Here is a 22746-nt window from a genome sequence, read left to right on the forward strand (position 1 = left end):
CTTAGTACGGCTCTTCCAGACGCTTGGCCAGTTCCTCGATGTTCTCGGGCGGCCAGTTCGGGATTTCCATACCGAGGTGCAGGCCCATCTGGGACAGCACTTCCTTGATCTCGTTCAGCGACTTGCGGCCGAAGTTCGGGGTGCGGAGCATTTCCGCCTCCGTCTTCTGCACCAGGTCGCCGATGTAGACGATGTTGTCGTTCTTGAGGCAGTTGGCCGAACGGACCGACAGCTCCAGCTCGTCCACCTTGCGGAGCAGGTTCTTGTTGAACGGAACCTCCTCGTGCTTCTCCTCGGAGACGGCGTGCGTCGGCTCCTCGAAGTTGATGAACAGCTGCAGCTGGTCCTGCAGGATGCGGGCGGCCAGAGCCACCGCGTCGTCCGGCTTGACCGAACCGTTGGTCTCCACCGTCATCGACAGGCGGTCATAGTCGGTGACCTGCCCGACGCGGGCGTTGTCGACCTTGTAGGACACCTTGCGGACCGGCGAGAACAGGGCGTCGATCGGGATCAGGCCGATCGGCGCGTCTTCCGGACGGTTCTGGCTGGCCGGGACGTAGCCCTTGCCGGTCTCGACCGTCAGTTCCATGTTCAGCCGCGCGCCGTTGTCCAGCGTGCAGATCACCAGTTCCGGATCCATGACCTGGATGTCGGGACCGGTTTCGATCATGCCGGCCTTGACCTCGCCCGGGCCTTCGGCGCGCAGGCGCATGCGCTTGGGACCGTCGCCGCCCATGCGCAGACCCATCGTCTTGATGTTCAGGACGATGTCGGTCACGTCCTCGCGGACGCCGGGGATCGACGAGAACTCGTGCAGCACGCCGTCGATGTGGATCGACGTGACCGCGGCGCCCTGCAGCGAGGAGAGCAGAATGCGACGCAGGGCGTTGCCGAGGGTCAGACCGAAGCCGCGTTCCAGCGGTTCGGCGACCACGTTGGCGAAACGGTCGGCGTCGTCGCCGGGCTGGATGTCCAGCTTGCTCGGCTTAATCAGTTCCTGCCAGTTCTTCTGAAGCACGGATCGACCTCAAGATGCCATCGGGTGAACACGAACCCGCGGGGCCCGAGTCGTTCCCATGCTGAGAGGGCCGCGATGGCGGCGGCCCTCTGTCCCGGAACGGTCGGTCCCCGCGGGTGCGGAAACGGTAGGGGTGCTTTAGACGCGACGCTTCTTCGGCGGGCGAACGCCGTTGTGCGGGATCGGCGTCACGTCACGGATCGAGGTGATCTGGAAACCGATCGACTGCAGGGCGCGCAGGGCGGACTCACGCCCCGAACCCGGACCCTTCACTTCGACTTCCAGCGTCTTCATGCCGTGTTCCTGCGCCTTGCGGCCGGCATCCTCGGCAGCCACCTGGGCGGCGTAGGGCGTCGACTTGCGCGAACCCTTGAAGCCCATGGTGCCCGACGACGACCAGGCAATGGTGTTGCCCTGCGCGTCGGTGATGGTGATCATCGTGTTGTTGAACGAGGCGTTCACGTGGGCGACGCCGGCGGTGATGTTCTTGCGCTCGCGACGACGCAGGCGCTGAGAAGCGGCGGAGGGCTTGGCCATGTTGCGTTCGTCCTCTTACTTCTTCTTGCCGGCGATCGGCTTCGCCGGACCCTTGCGGGTGCGGGCGTTGGTGTGGGTGCGCTGACCGTGGACCGGCAGGCCCTTGCGGTGACGCAGGCCGCGGTAGCAGCCCAGGTCCATCAGGCGCTTGATGTTCATCGCGACTTCACGACGCAGATCACCCTCGACGCGGTAGTCGGCGTCGATGGTCTCGCGGATCTTCAGGACTTCGTCGTCCGTCAGCTCGTTCACGCGACGCTCGGCCGGGATCTCCAGCTTCGAGCAGATTTCCTTGGCCTTGAAGGGGCCGATGCCATGGATGTAGGTCAACCCGATCTCCACGCGCTTCTGCGCGGGGATGTTGACGCCAGCGATACGCGCCACGCTGCTCTCCTCGATCTCGATATCTCAACGGCAGCCCGTCGGGCCGCCTACACACCGAGCAAATCCCGTCCGACACCACGCCGGAACCAGGAACGCACAATGCTGCCCGCCACCTTTGCAAGGCGGCGAGAGGGTGCGACTATAGGAAACCCCCGGAACTTGTCAAGGCCGAATGCTGGTTCGGCCGGTTCCCCGCCACGGACAAGAGCGGTAGGCCGCCCCGTGGCGGAACACAGGCGCGCCCCACCCCTGGATGCGGCAAAGCAGAGGCTTGATCGACGCGAAGTGATGGGCAACAACCGCCGCACGACGATTGCCCGGCTGAACGGGCGACGCCGGCGCACCAGTCTCAGTTCCACCGGCACCCCCTCTGACGGGAAAGGTTCGTGTTCATGACCATGACTGGCAATGCCATCAAGATCCGGCGGTCCCGCCTGACCAAGATCGTCGCCACGCTCGGCCCGTCCTCCGCCTCGCCCGAGGTGATCGCCCGGCTGTTCGAGAGCGGAGTCGACGTCTTCCGCCTGAACTTCAGCCACGGCACCCACGCCGACCATGGCGCCCGGCTGGCGGCCCTGCGCGATCTGGAGGCCCGCACCGGCCGCCCCATCGCGGTGATGGCCGACCTGCAGGGGCCGAAGCTGCGGATCGCCACCTTCGCCGACGGCCCGGTCACGCTGACGGCGGGGCAGCCCTTCCGCCTGGACCTGTCACGCGAGCCGGGGGACCGCAGCCGCGTCGGCATGCCCCATCCGGAGATCTTCGCGGCGCTCAGCCCGGACACCGACCTGCTGCTGGACGACGGGCGGGTGCGGCTGCGGGTGACCGCCTGCGGTCCCGACTTCGCCGACACCGTGGTGGTGTCGGGCACCAAGTTGTCCGACCGCAAGGGGGTCAACGTCCCCGGAGTCGTGCTGCCGCTGTCGCCGCTGACCCCGAAGGACCGCGAGGATCTGGCCTTCGCCCTCGACCAGGGCGTCGACTGGGTGGCGCTGAGCTTCGTCCAGCGGCCCGACGATGTGGCGGAGGCGCGCAAGCTGATCGCCGGGCGCGCGGCGCTGCTGTCGAAGCTGGAGAAGCCGCAGGCCATCGCCCACCTCGCCGACATCATCGAGATGTCGGACGGCATCATGGTGGCGCGCGGCGACCTCGGCGTCGAGTTGCCGGCGGAGGATGTGCCGACCCTGCAGAAGCGCATCGTCCGCGAGTCGCGCCGGGCCGGCAAGCCGGTGATCGTCGCCACCCAGATGCTAGAGTCGATGGTCAGCGCCCCCGCCCCCACCCGCGCCGAGGCGTCGGATGTCGCCACGGCGGTCTATGACGGCGCCGACGCGGTGATGCTGTCGGCGGAAACCGCGTCGGGCGACTATCCGGTGGAGGCGGTGTCGATCATGGACCGCATCGCCCGGCGGGTGGAGCACGACCCGCTCTACCGCACCATCATGGACGCGCAGCACCCCGACCCGCAGCAGACCGCGGCCGACGCCATCACCGCCGCGGCCCGCCAGGTTGCCCACACCATCCAGGCGGCGGCGATCGTCACCTACACCACCTCGGGCTCCACCACGCTGAGGGCGGCGCGCGAACGGCCGGAGGTGCCGATCCTCTGCCTGACCTCGGCGCTGGAGACGGCGCGGCGGATGCAGATGGTGTTCGGCGTCCACGCCGTCCACACCGACGACGTCGCCAACTTCTCCGAAATGGTGCAGAAGGCCACCCGCGCCGCACACGCCGACGGCCTCGCGGCGGAGGGTCAGCGGCTGGTCATCACCGCCGGCGTGCCGTTCGGCACCCCCGGCAACACCAACATCCTGCGCATCGCCTGGGTCGAGGCGGAGTGACGCGGACGAGCACGGCGGGGCGGCGCGGGCGCTATTCGGCCGGAACCACCACCGGCCGGCCGGCGTCCGCGCCGGCATCGGACCGGGCTCCGCCGTCACCGGCACCGTTCTCCGCCATGACCTGCGCCAACGCCGGCTTGTGATGCGCCGGCCGGTGACCCGGCCAGCGGTCGGCAGGGCGCGGCGGCATCTGGCCGGACAGCACCAGCGCGCGGTCGCGGTTGACCTGCGGCAGGTCGAGACTCAGTTTCAGCTCGATGTTCCGCCAGATCTGGCGCAGGCGCTGGACATGCAGGTCCTCGCCGATCGCCTGCACCACCGACTCGAGGTTGGCGAGCGTGATGCCGCGGTCGGCCAGCAGCACCTTGCCCTGCCCGTCGGTCTTCGGGCAGTTCAGCGCCTCCATCAGCCGCGGCCGTGACTCCGGCCGCGCCATGAAGCGCTCGACGTCGAAGATCGTGCGGATGTTGATGGTCCGCAACGCCTCGACCTGGTCGAGATCGAGCGCCAGAAGCAGTTGCGCCTGCGCCACCCAGTCCATCGTCTCGTAGATGCCGTAGGGCGTTTCGACGAACAGAAGAATCGGGTTCGCCGTGGCGAGGTTCTGCACATCCTCGATCTCGAACTCGGCCAGCCGGAACTTGATCGCCGAGTCGATGCCCAGGATCATGTCGATCGGGTATTCGCGGATGAAGGCCTGGGCGCGCGGGTCGATGCGCCGGATCTGCAACTGCGGCACCTTGCTCAGCAGTGTCTGCAGGCCCAGCCGGGGGAAGAAGCCGACCAGGAAGGCGACCAGCAGTTCCGGCACGCGGTCGGTGACCGCGCCCTCCGGCATCACCTGTCCCATGTCCATGTAGCCGTGATGCAGGGTCACCGCGGTGATGCAGGCCAGGATGATATGGCCGGTCACCCGCAGGAAGGAGATCGGCGACAAATCGTAGTTGGAGATGCGGCGGATCAGATAGTCGATCGACCAGACATAGGCGCCGAAAAAGGCGAAGGACAGCACCGCGATGGTCTGGAGTTGGTAATGCACCAGATCCGTCCGCGTGACCTCGTCCACCCCATACAGCGTCATCCCGCTGAACAGGGGCTGGAAATGGTCCAGGCGCTCCTTGCCCAGCAGCATGCCGCTGGAGGTCAGGAAGCCGCTGAAGGACACCATGATGAAGACCAGGACCGGAAAGACATAGGCGCGCCATTCCGACCGCTGGGTCTGGTCCGGCCCCTGCGGCAAGGCCCGATACTTGTAGGCGGCGAATTCGAAGGACGGGATCAGCTGATCATGGTCCTGCCCTTCGATGCGGAACACCGACTCGAGGTCGGCGATGATCTTCTGCCGGACGTTCTTGATGTTGCTGCGCCCGATGAAGATCGTCAGCGGCAGGATGAAGGACAGGCAGAGCAGGCCGAGCGCGCTCAGCACCCGCAATTCACCGATCACCCGTATCGCCTCGTCGAACATACCGCCCCCGCGTGCAGGCACAAACAAGCGACCGCCCGACGGCCGCACCCGGAGCAATCATACTCCCATCGCGGGTTTTTCAGGAATGGGATACCCGTGACAATTGGTAACGGCACCGGCGGGTGTGGCGCCGGCCGCCGCACCGCCTACAGCGCGGTGCCCGTCGCCCGATGGCGGATCGCATCGGCCTGGGCCCGGACGCGATTCAGATGCGGGTTGATCGTCAGCGCCGCGTCGAAGGCCCGCAGCGCCCACTGGTCCTGTCCGAGCGCAAGGTAGACGAGGCCCAGTTCGACCAGCGCACCGAAATGGCGCGGTTCCAGCGACAGGGCGTGGCGCAGGTCCACCACCGCAGCGCCGTAGTCGCCGAGCATGTAATGGGTGGCCGCACGCTTGTTCCACCCCTCGGCGTAGGAGGGGTCGCGGGTGATCGCCGCGTCGAAGGCGTGCAGCGCCGCTTCGTAATCGTCGTCGTTCAGGCTGAAGACGCCGGCGCGCATGTCGCGGACCATCGCCGGGTCGGGATGCTCCAGCCAGAAATCCCAGATATGCTCTTCGACCGATTCGGCGTAGGCGGCGTCGGTGGTGGTGTGCAACGCGCTGAAAAGGCCATCCAAACGCAGGTTTCCTTGACCCGCCCCGGCCGGGACGCCGAGGGTGGTCAGCAACATCACTGTCAAGGAAAAGAAGCGTCGAATCTCCATGCTTCAAATTTGTGCACGGAATCGTCGTCTTGCCAACATTTTTTTGGTTGCAAAACCCTAGCGACTTCGACATGGGCGTTACAAACCCGCCCTAAGGCCGCGGAGATATGACCGGTATGACATCGGGTGAAGCACCAACCCTTTGAAATACCCTCGTAAAAGCCCTTTAAACCGCGCCCCGAAGCACCAGGGCGAAACACCAACGGCCGGCGGATCGCTCCGCCGGCCGTTGGGACTCAGGATTGCAAACCGGACTGCCGAACCGGCAATCAGGCGGCCTTGTTGCGGCCGGCCACGATCTCGTCGGTGACGTTGCGCGGCACCGGCTCGTAGTGGCTGAACTCCATGGTGTAGGACGCACGGCCCGAGGTCATGCCACGCAGCTGGCCGATGTAGCCGAACATTTCGTTCAGCGGCACAGTCGCCTCGACGGCGATGTTGGCACCACGCTCCACCTGGCCGACGATCGTGCCGCGACGACGGTTCACGTCGCCGATCACGTCGCCGAGGTAGGTGTCGGGGGTGACCACCTCGACCTTCATCACCGGCTCCAGCAGGATCGGGCCGGCCTTCGGCAGAGCCTCGCGGAAGCAGGCCTTGGCGGCGATTTCGAACGTCAGGGCGTTCGAGTCGACGTCGTGGTACTTGCCGTCCACCAGGCGGGCACGGAAGTCGACCGTCGGGTAGCCGGCGAGCACGCCGTCTTCCTTCTGGAGTTCCAGACCCTTCTTGACCGACGGGACGTATTCGCGGGGAACCGTGCCGCCGACGGTCTCGTCGAGGAACTCGAAGCCCTCGCCACGCTCGCGCGGCTCGAACACGATCTTCACCTCGGCGAACTGGCCCGAACCGCCGGTCTGCTTCTTGTGGGTGTAGGTGTATTCGATCGGCTTGGTGATCGCCTCGCGGTAGGCGACCTGGGGCTTGCCCATGTTGCCTTCCACGCCGAACTCCGTGCGCATGCGGTCGAGCGTCACTTCGAGGTGCAGCTCGCCCATGCCGCGCAGGATGGTCTGGCCGGTTTCACGGTCGGTCTCCAGGCGGAGCGACGGATCGGCGCGAACCATCTTGCCCAGCGCGATCGAGAACTTCTCCTGCTCGCCCTTGGTCTTCGGCTCGACCGAGACGCTGATGACGGGCTCGGGGAAGCGCATGCGCTCCAGGATCACCGGGTGGGCGGCGTCGCACAGCGTGTCGCCGGTCTCGGTTTCCTGCAGCGAGACCAGCGCGACGATGTCGCCGGCGCGGGCCTCTTCCAGCGCGTTGGCTTCCTTGGCGAACATCTCGACCATGCGGCCGATCTTCTCGCGCTTGCCGCGGGTCGAGTTCAGGATCGACATGCCCTTCGTCAGCACGCCCGAATAGACGCGGATGAAGGTCATCGAGCCGTAGGTGTCGTTCAGCACCTTGAAGGCCAGCGCCGAGAAGGGCGCCTCGTCCGAGCTGGCGCGCTCGCCGTTCGGGTTGCCGTCCTCGTCCACCGTCTTGATGTTGGGGACGTCGGTCGGGGCCGGCAGCAGCTCGACGACGGCGTCGAGGACCTGCTGGACGCCCTTGTTCTTGTAGGACGAGCCGCACAGCACCGGGGTGAAGGCGCTGTTCAGCGTGCCCTTGCGCAGGCAGGCGCGGATGACGTCCGGCGACGGATCCTCACCGGAGTCGAGGTAGGCTTCCATCGCCGCCTCGTCCTGCTCCAGCGCGGTGTCGACCAAGTCGGCGCGCAGGGCCTTGATGCTGGCGACGTTGTCCAGGTCTTCCTTGACGGTCAGGTTGAGCTTCTGGGCGAGATCGTCGGTGATCTCCCAGATCTCCCACTTGGCGTCCTTGTCGTCCGAGAACCAGACATAGGCCTTCATCTCGATCAGGTCGACCATGCCGCGGAAGTTGTCTTCCGAGCCGAGCGGAACCTGGATGCAGACCGGACGGGCGTTCAGGCGGGTGCGGATCATGTCGACGCAACGACGGAAGTTCGCGCCCGAACGGTCCATCTTGTTGACGTAGCAGATGCGCGGAACGTCGTAGTTGTCGGCCAGGCGCCAGTTGGTTTCCGACTGCGGCTCCACACCGGCGACGCCGTCGAACACCACGACCGCGCCGTCGAGAACGCGCAAGCTGCGGTTCACTTCGATGGTGAAATCGACGTGGCCGGGGGTGTCGATGACGTTGATCTTCTTGTCGCGCCAGAAGACGGAAACGGCGGCCGACTGGATGGTGATGCCGCGCTTCTGCTCCTGCTCCATGTAGTCGGTCGTCGTCGACGTCTTGAGATCCTTCGTCTCGTGAACGTCGATGATCGTGTGCTTGCGGCCGGTGTAGTACAGGATGCGTTCGGTCGTCGTCGTCTTGCCCGCGTCGACGTGGGCGATGATGCCGATGTTCCGAATGTCAGACAGTGGCGTTTGGCGCGGCATGTTGCGGTTCCATTGCAGTAACGCGGCAACCGAAGCGCGACCGTCATGGTCGTCCGCTTCGGCGGCAGAGGTTGGTCGGGGTTTTACGGGCGATCTGTTAAGGCGTCATTAACATTCCGTAAACCGACAAGCAAATGTCGGAATATTGAAGCGCGCGGCCCTCACAGCGTTCGGGCCACGCCGGCACACCCCAACCGAGGCTGCCGGGTCGCCCCGTTTTCCGCGGCCTTATTTAGCAGCGGTGACCTGAATTTCAACGAGATATTCGGGCGCCGCCAGCTTGGCCTCCACGGTGGCGCGGGCCGGCGTGTTGGCCGGATCGACCCAGGCCTCCCACGCCTTGTTCATGGCGCCGAAGCTGGCGATGTCCACCAGATAGATGGTGGCGGACAAGAGCTTGCTCTTGTCGCTGCCGGCCTCGGCCAGCAGACGGTCGATCTGGGCCAGGATCTGGGCGGTCTGACGCTCGACGTCGGGCGTCGGCTCGTCGGCGACCTGACCGGCGAGATAGACCGTGTCCTTGTGGACAACCATCTGGCTCATGCGCGGTCCGGTGTGGAAGCGCTGGATCGACATGACGGAAAGACTCCGGGTTCCGAGGCTAAAAAGACGCGCGTACCTCTATGCCATTCCCGGCCCCGCGCGAAGCGAAAAATGCGCCACGGCGGCTCAGGGCTGTCCCGCGATGCCGTCCTTCGCCAAAGATGCGGCAAAACGGGCCGCCGGAACCGCGAAATTGCGCACGGCGGGCGTGTTGCCGGCGGCCACGGCGACTCCGGCCACCGCCCAGCCCTCGCCGGTCCCGCCCGCCGTCCGCACCAGCAACGGCCCGCCGCTGGTGCCGCGCGTCGCGTCGCAATCATGGACCAGCAGGCCCGCGGTGGTCCCCAGGACGCGGCAATCACGGTCGGCCATCAGGATCTGCGCCCGGTCCTGGCTGTAGCCGCCCAGCATCACCGGCGCGCCCGCCGCCAGGGGGGCCGCCGCCACCGGCAGGGGCGGCACCGTGGCGGGGGCCGGCGCATCGAGCGTCAGCACCGCCCAGTCGGCCGACTCCAACGGCTGGCCGGCCGACGGGTCATAGGCCGGGTCGGTGACCACCCGCGCCACCGTGATGTGCTGGCTGTAGTCGCCGCGGGCGTAGCCGAACAGCACATGCAGCGACGATGCCGGCAGGAAGCGGCGGGTGCGCGCGTTGAACAGGCAATGGCCGGCGGTCACCACCGTGCGCGGCCCGACCAGCGCGCCGGTGCAGCGCCCGGCGAGGTTGGTCTGCACCCGCACCACGCTGCGCCACGGTGCGGCGTCGGCGTCCACCGGCGCGCGGCGGTCGCCCGGCCCCACGCCCGGCAGCAACGGCCGCTCCGCCCGCGCGACCGGCGCCGCCATCAGCAGCGCCAGCCCCCCTGCGACCAAAAAGACGCAGGCCCGGCGGCCGGCACCCCACGCATGTTCTTGCTCCGTTTCCCTCAATTCCGTATCCTCCCGGGCATGGCGACGCTGATCATCACCGAGAAATCCAGTCAGGCGAAAGACCTGCGCGCAGCGCTGGGCGACCGCTACGGCCGCATCCTGCCGGCGGAGGGGCACCTGCTGCGCCTCGCCGAGCCGGACGAGGTGGACCCCGCCTGGAAGCGCTGGTCACCGACCCTGCTGAAGCCGGACGGGCTCTACCCCACCCGCCCGGACAGCGGCGGCAACAAGGCGGCGAAGCTGCAGGCGATCACCGCCGCGCTGCGCGGCTGCGACCAGGTGATCCTCGCCACCGACTGCGACCGCGAGGGGCAACTGATCGGGCAGGAGATCCTGGAGCATGCCGGCTACCGCGGCACGGTGCGCCGCGCCCTGTTCACCGCGCAAGACCCCAAGACTCTGCGCGACGCCTTCGCCGCGCTGAAGCCCAACGAGTCGATGCGGCCGCTGTATCAGGCGGCGGTGGCACGCCAGCAGGCCGACCAGATCTACAATTTGTCGCTGACGCGCACCGCGACCAAGACGCTGCTGGCGCCGGGAACCCGCGGCGTCATCGGCATCGGCCGGGTGAAGACCCCGACGCTGGCCATCGTCTGCCTGCGCGAGCTGGAGATCCGCAACTTCAAGCCCGAGGATTATTTCGAGGTGGTGGCGACCGCCACCGCCGCCGGGGGCAGCTTCCAGATGCGCCACGCCCCGGCGCCGAAGGACCGCATCAAGGACCGCGCCGCCGCCGAGGCGATCGCCCGGGCCGCCGACCGCCACCGCGGCCCACTGACCGTCACGGTGGAGAAAAAGCGGCAGGCGCCGCCGAAGCTGTACGACCTGCCCGCCCTGCAGAAGACCTGTGGCCAGCGCTGGGGCTGGACCGCCGACCGCACGCTGGCGGTGGCGCAGGAGCTGTATGACGGCGACGGCAAGAAGCTGATCACCTACCCGCGCGCCGAGGCGCGTTACCTGTCGGAAAACCAGATCGCCGACGCGCCGGCCATCGTCGGCGCGCTGACGCGGCTGCGCGGATTCGCCCACCTTGACGAACACATGGATGTTCGGCGCCCCGTGATCCGCAAGGGCAAGTCCGGCCATTTCTGCGACAAGGCGCTGGACGGGGTGTCGCACCACGCGGTGATCCCGAACGTCAATGTGCTGGATGACCTCGAGTCGCGGCTGAACCGCCTGACCGACGACGAGAAGCGGCTGTTCGCCCTGATCTGCCGCTCCTATCTGGCGGCGGTGATGCCGGATTACGAATACCGGCAGACCAGCGTGACCATGCCGGTGCCGGTGGACGGCAAGCCGGTGGCCTTCCGCGCCGTCGGCCGCATCCCGCTGAAGCTGGGCTGGAAGGCCGCCTTCGGCTCGGCCGAGAGTGACGACCGCTCGGGCGCCAAGCCGGAAGAGGAGGCCGAGCAGACGCTGCCGCCCCTGACCGACGGCGAGCCGGCGACGCTGAGCGACCCCAAGGTGGAGGCCAAGCGCACCCAGGCGCCGCCGCGCTACAACGAAGGCACGCTGGTCGACGCCATGCAGAACGCTTGGCGCTTCGTCGAGGACCCGGCGCTGCGCGACCGCCTGAAGGAGGCGAAGGGGATCGGCACGCCGGCCACCCGCGCCGAGGTCATCAAGGGGCTGCGCAAGCAGAACCTGCTGGGCGCCGACGGCAAATGGCTGGTGCCGACGCCGGCTGGCCTGCACCTGTTCGAGACGCTGCGCGCCGCCGCCCCCACCCTGGTCGACCCCGGCACCACCGCGCTGTGGGAGATGAAGCTCGACGAGGTGGTGGTCGGACAGGCCGATTTCCGCACGGTGATCGACGCCATCGCGGCGGAGGCCGAGCGGTTGATCGGCGCGCTGGTCGGTCAGCGCGGCACCACGCTGGACCTCGGTGTTCCGGCGGCGAAGGCCCGTGTCTCCCGTCGCGGCGCCACCGCCCGCACCGGCGGCCCGGCCCGGTCGGGAACCGGCGCCAAGCCGACCCGCCGTCGCGCCGCCAAGGCCGCTCCGCCGGCCGACAACGCCGCCGGTGGCGGTGAGGCGACTGCGCCGAAGCCGCGCCGCACCCGCAAGCCCAAGGCCGTGGCCACGCCGGCCGCCGTCCCGCACGACGTCCCACATGACATCCCGGGCGGCCCACCGCCGGAGCAGGCGTCAGCCGCGGAGTCGCGCCGACGGCGCGAGCCGACCGACCGCATGGTCGCCTTCGCCCGCAGCCTGGCCGAACGCAAGGGCATCGCCCTGCCCGCCCCTTGCCTGCACGATTTCGACCAGTGCCGCAGCTTCCTCGACCAGCACGCGCGCTAGACCCGCTGTAGGGCCTCGGTACAGAACGAGCGCGCCGCATCGATCGGCGGCGCCGATGCGCAGATTCGTTCCTTTTCGAGCAGAATGGTCGCTTGCCACCACCCGCGCCGCAAGCAATTCTCATCGGCATCGCAATCAATGCTGAGCTTTGCTATGAGAATCTCCCCTCAAGTTCCTCGCCACGCCCTCGCCGCGGCGCTGTCTCTGGTTGCAGCGGTGCCGGCGCTGGCCCAGACCGCCCCCAGCTACAGCGGCGCCACGGCGACGCAGTGCATCCCGTTTGCAAACCCCCAGACCGTGTCGTTCACCTACGCGCCGCGGCTGAACTTCAGCATCGCCGGCAGTTCGACGATCCAGTCGGTGCAGATGGACACCGGATCGGTCGGCATCGCCATGTCCTACGACCAGATCCCGAACTACGACCAGTTGAAGACGCAGCCGGGCGCGGTGGCCGGCACGCAGTATCTGTCGAGCAGCAAGGTCCTGTGGACCGGCACCTGGGTGCCGATGACGGTGACGCTGTACGACCGCAACAACACCCCGGTGGCGACCTCGTCGGTGCCGGTGCTGGGCGTCGAGACGTCCGGCAAGTGCGCCAGCTATCAGACCGATGGACAGATCTGCCCGTCGCTGGCATCGGCGGCGGGCTCGGGAATTCTCTACATGGGCGTCGGTTTCGGCCAGGAGGCCGATTACCAGCCGCAGGGCACGCCGGACAAGAACGTCCTGCTGAACCTGACCAGCATCAACGGCCAGACCATCGCGCCGGGCAGCCTCAACAAGGGTTACGTCATCGGCCGCCAAGGCATCCAGGTCGGCCTGACCGGCCAGAACACCGACGGCTTCCAGTTCGCGAAGCTCCAGCCCTACGCCCAGTATCCCGGTGACTGGATGCCGCCGACCGGCTGCATCGTCGTCAATCCCGACGTGAACGGACCGAACTGCACCAACGCCACCGTCCTGGTCGACACCGGCATCCCGCAGAGCTACATGACCGTACCGCCCGGCATCCAGTTCAGCACGATGCAGCAGGCCGACGCCAGCGAGCCGACGAAACAGATCGGCGTGCTGGCCACCGGCACCAAGGTCGCGGTGAGCATCCCCGGCCTGCCCAACCCGATCGCCACCGACGCCTTCACCATCGGCGGCGGCACCCCGGTTGAGCCGGTGCAGGTCATCCCGTGGAGCACCAGCGAGCGCCCGCCCTTCATCAACACCGGCCGGCACTTCCTGCGCCAGTACCAGTTCCTCTACGACGCGACGCAGGGCTATGTCGGCATGAAGGTCCAGCCGAACGCCTGCGGCGAGCCCTGACACCCGCGCACAAAAAAGGCCCCTCGCGGGGGCCGGTCGTTCTTCGGGGTACCAAGGAAGTGGTGGGCGATGAGGGGATCGAACCCCCGACATTCTCGGTGTAAACGAGACGCTCTACCGCTGAGCTAATCGCCCGATCCGGACGCACACGGACCGGCAAAAACATTGGCCGGCCGGGCAAGAACCCGGCCGGCCGCACTATGCCCCGAACGGGCGAACCGGTTCAAGATCCTGTTCGGATCCCGATCAGTTCAGCGCGTCCTTCAGCGTCTTGCCAGCCTTGAACTTCGGCTGCTTCGACGCCGGGATGTCGATCTTCTCGCCGGTGCGCGGGTTGCGACCCTCGCTCGCGGCGCGCTCGGCCACCGCGAAGGTGCCGAAGCCGACCAGACGAACTTCATCGCCGTTCTTCAGCGATTCGGCGATGCTGTCGAACACGGCGTCGACAGCCTTCGTGGCATCGGTCTTGGACAAACCCGACGCTTCGGCAACATGCGCCACGAGATCGTTCTTGTTCACGCAATCCCCCTTCCGAATTCAGCAAATACTAAAACACAAAAGCCGCCCCACGACTTTGTGGACGCGAAGGATAATCACAGCGTTGGCCGCCCGTCAATTGCAGACGGGCGGCCAACGTCGTTTGGCAGCTGGCATCATGGGCGCGATGGTGGCGGCCATGATCCGGCCGACGCCGTCAGGCCCCGATCAGTGACGCAGGACCTCGCCGGTGTCGCCGGTGGTCTTCTCCGACTGGGCCTTCGCCGCCGCGGCATCGACCTCCGGTTCGGTCCATTCGATCGGCTCCAGCGGACGGACCAGGGCGTTGCGCAGCACCTCGTCGACCGTGCCGACCGGCAGGATCTGCAGGTTGCGCTTCACGTTGTCCGGAATGTCCGCCAAGTCCTTCTCGTTGTCCTTCGGGATCAGCACATGCTTGATGCCGCCGCGCAGGGCCGCCAGCAGCTTCTCCTTCAGGCCGCCGATCGGCAGCACCCGGCCGCGCAGCGTGATCTCGCCGGTCATCGCCACGTCCTTGCGGACGGGAATGCCGGTCAGGACCGAGACGATGGAAGTCGCCATGGCGACGCCGGCGGACGGGCCGTCCTTCGGCGTGGCGCCTTCGGGAACATGGACGTGGATGTCCTTCTTCTCGAACAGCGTCGGCTTGATGCCGAAGGCCACGGCGCGCGACTTGACGTAGCTCTCGGCCGCCTGGACCGATTCCTTCATCACGTCGCCCAGCTTGCCGGTGGTGGTGACGCGGCCCTTGCCGGGCAGGCCCACCGCCTCGATCGACAGCAGCTCGCCGCCAACCTCGGTCCAGGCCAGACCGGTGGTCACGCCCACCAGATCCTCAAGCTCCGCCTCGCCGTAATGGAAGCGGCGGACGCCGGCATACTTGTCCAGGTTGCGGCGGGTGACCGCGACCTTGGCGTTGCCGCCGGTCTTCAGCAGGATCTCCTTGACCGCCTTGCGGCACAGGTTGGCGATCTCGCGTTCCAGCGAGCGGACGCCGGCTTCCCGCGTGTAGTAGCGGACCAGATCGCGCAGCGCGTCGTCGGAGATGGTGAACTCGCCCTTCTTCAGGCCGTTCGCCTCGATCTGCTTCTCGATCAGGTGGCGCTTGGAGATCTCGACCTTCTCGTCCTCGGTGTAACCGGCGACGCGGATGATCTCCATGCGGTCCAGCAACGGCTGCGGCATGCGCATCGTGTTGGCGGTGCAGACGAACATCACGTCGGACAGGTCGTAGTCGACCTCCAGGTAATGGTCGTTGAAGGTGCCGTTCTGCTCCGGATCCAGGACCTCCAGCAGCGCCGACGACGGGTCGCCGCGCCAGTCGGCACCCAGCTTGTCGATCTCGTCGAGCAGGAAGAGCGGGTTCGACGACTTCGCCTTCTTCATGCCCTGGATGACCTTGCCGGGCATCGAGCCGATGTAGGTGCGGCGGTGACCGCGCACCTCGGCCTCGTCACGGACGCCGCCCAGCGACATGCGGACGAAGTTGCGGCCGGTCGCCTTGCCGATCGACTTGCCGAGCGAGGTCTTGCCGACACCGGGCGGGCCGACGAGGCAGAGGATCGGCCCCTTGACCTTGTTCATGCGGTTCTGGACGGCGAGATACTCAAGGATGCGCTCCTTGACCTTCTCCAGACCGTAATGATCGTCGTCCAGCACCTTCTGGGCCAGCTTCAGGTCGCGCTTCACCTTGGTGCGCTTCTTCCACGGAATGGACAGCATCCAGTCCAGGTAGTTGCGGACCACGGTCGCCTCGGCCGACATCGGGCTCATCGACCGCAGCTTCTTCAGCTCGGCGAGCGCCTTTTCGCGGGCTTCCTTGGAGAAGCGGGTCTTGTTGATCTTCTCTTCCAGCTCCGCCGATTCGTCGCGGCCGTCCTCGGTCTCGCCGAGTTCCTTCTGGATCGCCTTCAGCTGCTCGTTCAGATAGTATTCGCGCTGGGTCTTCTCCATCTGCCGCTTGACGCGGTTGCGGATGCGCTTTTCCACCTGCAGCACGCCGATCTCGCCTTCCATGAAGGCGTAGACGCGTTCCAGCCGTTCCGACACCGTGGCGCATTCCAGAAGCTGCTGCTTTTCCGGAATCTTCAGCGCCAGATGCGAGGCGACGGTGTCGGCCAGCTTGCCCGACTCCTCGATCTGGTTGATCGAGACCAGCACCTCGGGCGGGATCTTCTTGTTCAGCTTGATGTACTGTTCGAACTGGGAGACGACGGCGCGGCTCAGCGCCTCCAGCTCCTGGTTCTCGCCGACCTTCTCCTCGACGAGATCGGCCTGGGCCTGGAAGAACTCCTCATTGTCGGCGAACTTGGTGATGGCGGCGCGCTGGCCACCTTCCACCAGCACCTTGACGGTCCCGTCCGGCAGCTTCAGCAGCTGCAACACGGTGCCGACGGTGCCGACGCTGTAGATGTCGGCCGGAGTCGGATCGTCCTGCGCGGCGTTCTTCTGGGTGACCAGCAGGATCTGCTTGTCATCCTTCATCACGTCTTCCAACGCGCGCACGGACTTCTCGCGCCCGACGAACAGCGGCACGATCATGTGGGGGAAGACCACGATGTCGCGCAGCGGCAGGACCGGGTAGAGGGCACCACGGGAGAGTTCGATCATCGGCAGGGCCTCAATGAATGGATCGCCGCCAGCCCGGAAATGGGCCTGACACAGCCCCCGCCTTCTCAAAAGCGCGGGGATCGCCTACGGCACCGGACTAACGTGGCATACCCCCAGCCCCCCTTCAAGGGGCTGAGGGTCGGCCCGGGCGGTTTCCCGCCGCCAAACCAGGGACATCCGACGGCATTCCGGCCGCGTTTGCGGTCGGTCACGCCCTTTTGAGGCGGTTCACATACGCGTCGACGGTGGAACGCAGGGTTCCAGCCTCATCCGACAGCCCGCGCGACGCGATCAGCAGCTCTCCAGACGCGACACGGGTGCTTTCCGCGGTCGCCGCGACCTCGCCGATGTTGCCGGACACCTCGACCGTGCCCTGGGCGGCGGCCTGGATGTTGCGGGCGATCTCGCGGGTGGCGGCGTTCTGCTGCTCCACGGCGGCGGCCACCGCGGCGGCGGCCTCGCTGATCGCGGCGACGGTGCGGCTGATGGCGCCGATGGCGGTGACCGCGTTGCCGCTGACGCTGCGGATCTCGCCGACGCGGACCTGGATGTCGTCGGTCGCCTTGGCGGTCTGGCCGGCCAGGCTCTTCACCTCGCTCGCCACCACGGCGAAGCCCTTGCCGGCCTCGCCGGCCCGCGCCGCCTCGATGGTGGCGTTCAGCGCCAGCAGGTTGGTCTGCGACGCGATGGAGTTGATCATGTCGACCACCGAGCCGATGTCGGACGCCCGGTCGGCCAGGGTCGCGACGATCTCGGCGGTGCTTCCCGCTTCGCGCACCGCGTCCTGGGCGATGCGGGCGGCATCGTCGATGCGGCGGCTGATCTCGCCAATGGAGGACTGGAGCTGCTCCGACGCGGCGGCGACCGTCTGGATGTTGCTGTTCGCCAGCTCCGACGCCGACGCCACCGAGGAGGTCAGGGAGGAGGCGCTTTCCGCCGCCGCCGACAGCCCTTCGGAGTTTCCGCGCACCGCCTGGGCGGTGTTCGACAGATGGCCGACCACCGACTCGAGTTGCTCCACGAACTCCTGCGTCGCCCGTTCCATCACGAGGCGGTTGCGCTCGCGCTCCTCCTGGTCGGACCGGCGCCGGGCCTCGGCGTCGTCGGCCTCGCGGGCACGGGTTTGCAGCACCTCGATCGCCGCGGCCATCTCGCCGATCTCGTCGGTCCGCCGCCGGTGCGGCACATCGACGTCGCGCCGCCCGCCGGCGATCGCCCCGACCACCTGGGCCAGTTCGACGATCGGCCGGGAGGCCCGCCGGGTGATCGCGACCGCCACGCCGAGCAGCGCGGCGAAACCGACAACCACGACCCCGACCGCCAGCATCAGGTGGCGCAACGCCGTGGCATGATGGGCGCTCGCCATCTCACGGCCGACGGAGAAGCCGGCGTCGCGGATGACCAGCAGGTCCTGCAGCAGCGGGGAGGCCGACCGGCGCCATTCCGTGCCGTCCAGATCGTAGGGCTTGCCCGCCCGCGACGCCGTCAGAACGCGGTTCTTGAAGGCGCCGAATCCCTGGATGTAGCCCTTGCGCGCGGTTTCCAGCGCGGTGCGCAGCGCCGGTTCCATCTCGCCGGACACGATGTCGTCTTCGACCGATTCCCAGCTCGCCAGGATGCGCCCTTCCAGCATCATGGCCTCGGCCTCGGTCTCCGCCGGCATCGGCTTGCCGGTGCCCAGGCTGCGGAGGTACAGGACGGATTGCTGGCCGGCCTGTTCGCGCAGGGTGGCCGCGCGCACCGCGATGTCGGCCCGGTCACCGACCGCCGCATCGAGATCGTTCAACTGGTGGCCCAGGCGGGTCATCGTCACGCCGACCTGGCTGGTCACCCGGACGATGCCGGCGAAGAATTGGGCCGAAGCATCGGCCGGCCGGCCGGCGCGGTCCTTGGCCAGCCAGCCGTCGGCCTGGCTGCGCACACCCGACAGGCTGCTCTCCAGCGCGCTGACCTCGCCGGTCGCCTTGGAGTCACCCAGCGCCTTGGCGGCGGCGACGTAGCGGGCGAGCGCGCCGTCGGCCTGTGAGCGCGCCTTCGCCAGGGCCTCGCGGCCAGCGTTGTCGATGGCGCTGCCGGCCGTCAGCGGCAGGTTGACGACGCCCCGTTCCAGCGCCAGCGCCTCGTTCAGCGCCGTCGCGGCACCCAGCACATCGACCATGTCCCGTGCCGCCGACGCCCGGCCGGCCGACGCGGTTTCCTGCAGAGCCAGCCAAGTGGCGGGGACCGCCGCGACGACACCGACACAAGCCAAGCAAACGTAAAGGAAGCTTCGTATCTTCATTGCTCGCCCACCGAAATGTTCTTACACAAACAGCCGGAAGCGGCGAAAGACGAGCCGACAACGACGTGGCTGTCCACCGTGTCCAATGTTCCGGCGACGATCTTATCGCCCTATCTTTTGATATTCGTTAAAAATGCTCTTTGCACTGATATTTTCATCAGGTTGCGTTCGGTGAAATGTTTTTCATCGTTCGGTTTATTCTTTCCTTTGGTCAACTACCGGGCAAAGAAAAAGGGGCGCCGAAGCGCCCCTTTTTCCGTCACGGTACCGATGATTCCAGCCGGTGTCAGGCTCCCGGCGCTTCGCTGCGCCGTTCGGCGTGGACGTAGAGCGGCTTGGCCCGCCCCTCGACCACTTCCTTGTTGACCAGGATGCTCTCGACGCCGGTCAGGCCCGGCAGGTCGAACATCGGGTCGAGCAGGATGGCTTCCATGATCGAGCGCAGGCCGCGTGCGCCGGTCTTGCGGGCAATCGCCTTGTGGGCGATCGCCTTCATCGCGTCCTCGGAGAACTCCAGATGGACGTCCTCCATCTCGAACAGGCGCTGGTACTGCTTGACCAGGGCATTCTTCGGCTTGCTCAGGATCTCGACCAGCGCGACCTCGTCCAGGTCGGACAGGGTGGCCAGCACCGGCAGGCGGCCGATGAACTCGGGGATCAGGCCGAACTTCAGCAGATCCTCGGGCTCGACCTCATGCAGGATCTCGCCGGTGGCGCGCTCCTCGGACGACCGGACATCGGCGCCGAAGCCGATGCTGGTGCCCTTGCCGCGCTGGGCGATGATCTTGTCCAACCCGGCGAAGGCGCCGCCGCAGATGAACAGGATGTTGCTGGTGTCGACCTGCAGGAACTCCTGCTGCGGATGCTTGCGCCCGCCCTGCGGCGGCACGGAGGCGACGGTGCCCTCCATGATCTTCAGCAGCGCCTGCTGCACGCCCTCGCCCGACACGTCGCGCGTGATCGACGGGTTGTCGGACTTGCGGCTGATCTTGTCGACCTCGTCGATGTAGACGATGCCGCGCTGCGCCCGCTCGACGTTGTAGTCGGCGGCCTGGAGCAGCTTGAGGATGATGTTCTCGACGTCCTCGCCGACATAGCCGGCTTCGGTCAGCGTCGTGGCGTCGGCCATGGTGAAGGGAACGTCGATGATGCGGGCCAGGGTCTGGGCCAGCAGCGTCTTGCCGCAGCCGGTCGGGCCGATCAGCAGGATGTTCGACTTCGCCAGTTCGACGTCGTTGTGCTTCGTCCCGTGGGCGAGGCGTTTGTAATGGTTGTGGACCGCCACCGACAGCACGCGCTTGGCGTAGGACTGTCCGATGACGTAATCGTCGAGCACCGCATGGATGTCGCGCGGAGTCGGAACCCCATCGCGGGACTTCACGAGGGTGGTCTTGTTCTCCTCGCGAATGATGTCCATGCACAGTTCGACGCATTCATCGCAGATGAACACCGTCGGACCGGCAATCAGCTTGCGGACCTCGTGCTGGCTCTTGCCGCAGAAGGAGCAGTAGAGCGTATTCTTCGAATCGCCGCTGCTGGACTTGCTCATCGGTACTCCGTCATCTCGCGGGAGGCGTGATCCTTGGGGACCATGCCCGTACGCGGCGCCCCCCGACGCCGGTCCTACTTCAGTTTGTCGCGGACGACGCCCGCGACAAGGTCATGCGCCGATTTTGCGTCGCATCACGAACACCCCCGTCGGCCCCCCGGCGTTGCAGCCCGATGACCGGATCGTGTCACCGCCATTCAACATCAGCGTCACGACCCGATCAACCCTTTGTTGGGTGCACTCAGGAATGGCTGTGGTCGACGCCCGGCCGCTTCTCCACCACCTCGTCGATCAGGCCGAAGGCCTTGGCCTCTTCCGGCGACATGAACTTGTCGCGTTCCATGGCGGTTTCGATGGTGTCGAGGTCCTGGCCGGTGTGCTTGACGTAGATGTCGTTCAGGCGCGAGCGCAGCTTCAGAATCTCCTGCGCCTGGATCTCGATGTCCGAGGCCTGGCCCTGGGCACCGCCCGACGGCTGGTGGATCATGATGCGGCTGTTCGGCAGCGAGAAGCGCTTGCCCGGCGCGCCGGCGGCCAGCAGCAGCGAGCCCATCGAGGCGGCCTGCCCCATGCACACCGTCGACACCTGCGGACGGATGTACTGCATGGTGTCGTAGATGGCGAGGCCGGCCGAGACGTAACCACCCGGCGAGTTGATGTAGAGCGCGATGTCCTTGTTCGGGTTCTCCGACTCAAGGAACAGCAGCTGCGAGCAGATCAGGCTGGCGACGGCGTCGTTCACTCCGCCGATCAGGAAGATGATCCGCTCCTTCAGCAGGCGCGAATAAATGTCGTACGCGCGCTCGCCCCGGTTGGTCTGTTCGATGACCATCGGGACCAGAGCATTCATCTTCGGCTCGAAGTCGTACATGTGTTCTTCCCTGCCCCCGCAGTTGGCTGAACCGGTGATCGTTGCCGGCACGGAACCACATATAGGAACCTTTGGGGGCGGATGGTAGCCCGCCCCCACTCCTTTTGGGAGTTCAGGCCGCCGCGGACTCGTCCCCGGCCTCGTCCTCGTCCTTGGTCAGATCCTCGACGCTGACGGTCTTCTCGGCGACCTTGGCCAGATCCAGGATGTGATCGACCACCTTGTCCTCGAAGATCGGGGCGCGCAGGTTCTCGAGAGCCTGCTGGTTCTGCTTGAAGAACTCGAACACCTGACGCTCCTGACCGGGGAAGCGACGGGCCTCGTTGATCAGGGCGCGGTTCACCTCGTCCTGGGTGACCTGGATGTCGTTGCGGCGGCCCACTTCGGACAGCAGCAGGCCCAGGCGGACGCGGCGCTCGGCGATCGAGCGGTACTCGGTCTTCAGCTCGTCCTCGGACTTGTTGGCGTCCTCGCCGGCGTTGCCGTTCTTCAGCTCTTCCTGCAGGCGCGCCCAGATGCCCTCGAACTCGATCTCGACCATGCCCGGCGGCACGTCGAACGAGTAGGCCTCGGCGAGCTTGTCAAGCAGCTGGCGCTTCACGCGCAGGCGCGACAGGCCGGCATACTCGCCCTTGATGCGGTCGCGGATCGCTTCGCGCATCTTCTCAAGGCTCTCCATGCCGAACTCCTTGGCGAGGTCGTCGTTGACCTCGGCCGGGACGTTCTTGCGCAGCTCCTTGACGTCGACCTCGAACACCGTGGCGGCGCCCTTCAGGCGCTCGTGCGGGTAGTCCTCGGGGAAGGTGACGTTGATGGTGCGGTGCTCGCCGGCCTTGGCGCCGACCAGCTGCTCCTCGAAGCCCGGCACGAAGCGGCCGGCGCCGATTTCCAGCGGGTAGTCCTTGCCGTCCATGCCCGGCAGGGCCTCGCCATCGACCGAGCCGGCGAAGTCGATCACGGCGATGTCGCCGGTCTCGACGCCGCGGTCCTCGGTGACCGGGGCCTGGGTGGAGTGGGCCGAGGCCAGGCGCTGCAGCGCCTCTTCGACCGACTCGTCGGTCACTTCGGCGACCGGCTTCTCCAGCTCGATCGACGAGAAGTCGCCCGGCTCGACGTCCGGCAGCAGCTCGACGGCCATCTTGTAGGAGAGGTCGCCGTTCTCTTCGTACTTCTCGACCTCGATCTTCGGCTGCAGCGCGACGCGCAGGCCGCGCTCGCTCAGCGCCTGGCGCGAGCTGTCGGAGATGGCGTCCTCCAGCACCTCGGACAGCACGCCGCCGTGGTAGCGCTGCTTGATCACGCTCACCGGCACCTTGCCCGGACGGAAGCCCGGCAGCTGGACGGTGCGGCGCAGCTCTTCCAGCTTGCCGTTCACCTTCTCTTCGATGTCCTTGGCGGAGATGACGACCTGAAATTCGCGCTTGAGGCCGTCGGTGCTGGTCTCGGTGATGTTCATCGGAACGAA

At 66.9% G+C, this 22746-nt stretch carries 17 protein-coding genes and 1 tRNA gene; 3 read left to right on the forward strand and 15 right to left on the reverse strand.

Translation table 11 applies throughout. From position 1 onward, the window contains the following. Position 1: 1 nt before the first annotated feature. The 3 genes from TSO352_RS23005 to rpsM all read right to left on the reverse strand — a co-directional run bounded on the left by TSO352_RS23005 (position 2) and on the right by rpsM (position 1939). Positions 2–1018, reverse strand: coding sequence for a DNA-directed RNA polymerase subunit alpha (locus TSO352_RS23005; protein ID WP_109109515.1), 1017 nt, complete (start codon positions 1016–1018; stop codon positions 2–4). Between the two features lie 138 nt (positions 1019–1156). Next, positions 1157–1555 (reverse strand): 30S ribosomal protein S11, encoded by a 399-nt coding sequence (gene rpsK, locus TSO352_RS23010; protein ID WP_012974490.1) that lies wholly within the window; start codon positions 1553–1555, stop codon positions 1157–1159. A 15-nt stretch (positions 1556–1570) separates the two neighbouring features. Further along, entirely contained in the window at positions 1571–1939 is a 369-nt protein-coding gene (gene rpsM / locus TSO352_RS23015; protein WP_109109516.1) for a 30S ribosomal protein S13, read from the reverse strand. Positions 1940–2331: 392 nt separating this feature from the next. Here rpsM and pyk point away from each other — a divergent pair, with 392 nt between their 5' ends. After that, positions 2332–3780, forward strand: coding sequence for a pyruvate kinase (gene pyk / locus TSO352_RS23020; RefSeq protein WP_247872330.1), 1449 nt, complete (start codon positions 2332–2334; stop codon positions 3778–3780). A gap of 31 nt (positions 3781–3811) precedes the next feature. On the opposite strand, the gene TSO352_RS23025 is transcribed toward pyk, so the two are convergent. The 5 genes from TSO352_RS23025 to TSO352_RS23045 all read right to left on the reverse strand — a co-directional run bounded on the left by TSO352_RS23025 (position 3812) and on the right by TSO352_RS23045 (position 9752). Beyond that, positions 3812–5248, reverse strand: coding sequence for a hypothetical protein (locus TSO352_RS23025; RefSeq protein WP_109109517.1), 1437 nt, complete (start codon positions 5246–5248; stop codon positions 3812–3814). Between the two features lie 146 nt (positions 5249–5394). Beyond that, positions 5395–5865: a tetratricopeptide repeat protein gene (locus TSO352_RS23030; RefSeq protein WP_247872331.1), complete on the reverse strand. Its 471-nt coding sequence runs from the start codon at positions 5863–5865 to the stop codon at positions 5395–5397. Between the two features lie 356 nt (positions 5866–6221). Further along, complete coding sequence (fusA, locus tag TSO352_RS23035) at positions 6222–8363, reverse strand: elongation factor G (RefSeq protein ID WP_109109519.1); 2142 nt, start codon at positions 8361–8363, stop codon at positions 6222–6224. 228 nt (positions 8364–8591) lie between these two features. Further along, a complete protein-coding gene (locus TSO352_RS23040) occupies positions 8592–8939 on the reverse strand; it encodes a RidA family protein (RefSeq protein ID WP_109109520.1) in 348 nt (115 codons plus the stop codon). Between the two features lie 93 nt (positions 8940–9032). Continuing rightward, positions 9033–9752 (reverse strand): trypsin-like serine protease, encoded by a 720-nt coding sequence (locus TSO352_RS23045; RefSeq protein ID WP_247872332.1) that lies wholly within the window; start codon positions 9750–9752, stop codon positions 9033–9035. Positions 9753–9854: 102 nt separating this feature from the next. On the opposite strand from TSO352_RS23045, the gene TSO352_RS23050 reads away from it, so the two are divergent. Both TSO352_RS23050 and TSO352_RS23055 read left to right on the forward strand, forming a co-directional pair. Further along, positions 9855–12137, forward strand: coding sequence for a DNA topoisomerase (locus TSO352_RS23050; protein WP_109109521.1), 2283 nt, complete (start codon positions 9855–9857; stop codon positions 12135–12137). A 153-nt stretch (positions 12138–12290) separates the two neighbouring features. Next, complete coding sequence (locus TSO352_RS23055; RefSeq protein ID WP_146210787.1) at positions 12291–13451, forward strand: hypothetical protein; 1161 nt, start codon at positions 12291–12293, stop codon at positions 13449–13451. Between the two features lie 60 nt (positions 13452–13511). On the opposite strand, the gene TSO352_RS23060 is transcribed toward TSO352_RS23055, so the two are convergent. From TSO352_RS23060 to tig, 7 genes are all read right to left on the reverse strand, one after another. Beyond that, positions 13512–13586, reverse strand: a tRNA-Val gene (locus tag TSO352_RS23060). A gap of 111 nt (positions 13587–13697) precedes the next feature. Next, positions 13698–13970, reverse strand: a complete 273-nt coding sequence (locus TSO352_RS23065; RefSeq protein ID WP_109109523.1) for an HU family DNA-binding protein — start codon at positions 13968–13970, stop codon at positions 13698–13700. Positions 13971–14156: 186 nt separating this feature from the next. Next, a complete protein-coding gene (lon, locus tag TSO352_RS23070) occupies positions 14157–16580 on the reverse strand; it encodes an endopeptidase La (protein ID WP_109109524.1) in 2424 nt (807 codons plus the stop codon). A 208-nt stretch (positions 16581–16788) separates the two neighbouring features. Then, positions 16789–18738 (reverse strand): methyl-accepting chemotaxis protein, encoded by a 1950-nt coding sequence (locus TSO352_RS23075; RefSeq protein WP_158284621.1) that lies wholly within the window; start codon positions 18736–18738, stop codon positions 16789–16791. A gap of 409 nt (positions 18739–19147) precedes the next feature. Beyond that, a complete protein-coding gene (gene clpX / locus TSO352_RS23080; protein ID WP_109109526.1) occupies positions 19148–20410 on the reverse strand; it encodes an ATP-dependent Clp protease ATP-binding subunit ClpX in 1263 nt (420 codons plus the stop codon). A 241-nt stretch (positions 20411–20651) separates the two neighbouring features. Continuing rightward, a complete protein-coding gene (gene clpP / locus TSO352_RS23085; protein WP_109109527.1) occupies positions 20652–21281 on the reverse strand; it encodes an ATP-dependent Clp endopeptidase proteolytic subunit ClpP in 630 nt (209 codons plus the stop codon). A gap of 112 nt (positions 21282–21393) precedes the next feature. Continuing rightward, positions 21394–22737, reverse strand: a complete 1344-nt coding sequence (gene tig / locus TSO352_RS23090) for a trigger factor (RefSeq protein WP_109109528.1) — start codon at positions 22735–22737, stop codon at positions 21394–21396. Positions 22738–22746: the final 9 nt, after the last annotated feature.

This window comes from Azospirillum sp. TSO35-2 (assembly GCF_003116095.1).
GTDB lineage: Bacteria > Pseudomonadota > Alphaproteobacteria > Azospirillales > Azospirillaceae > Azospirillum.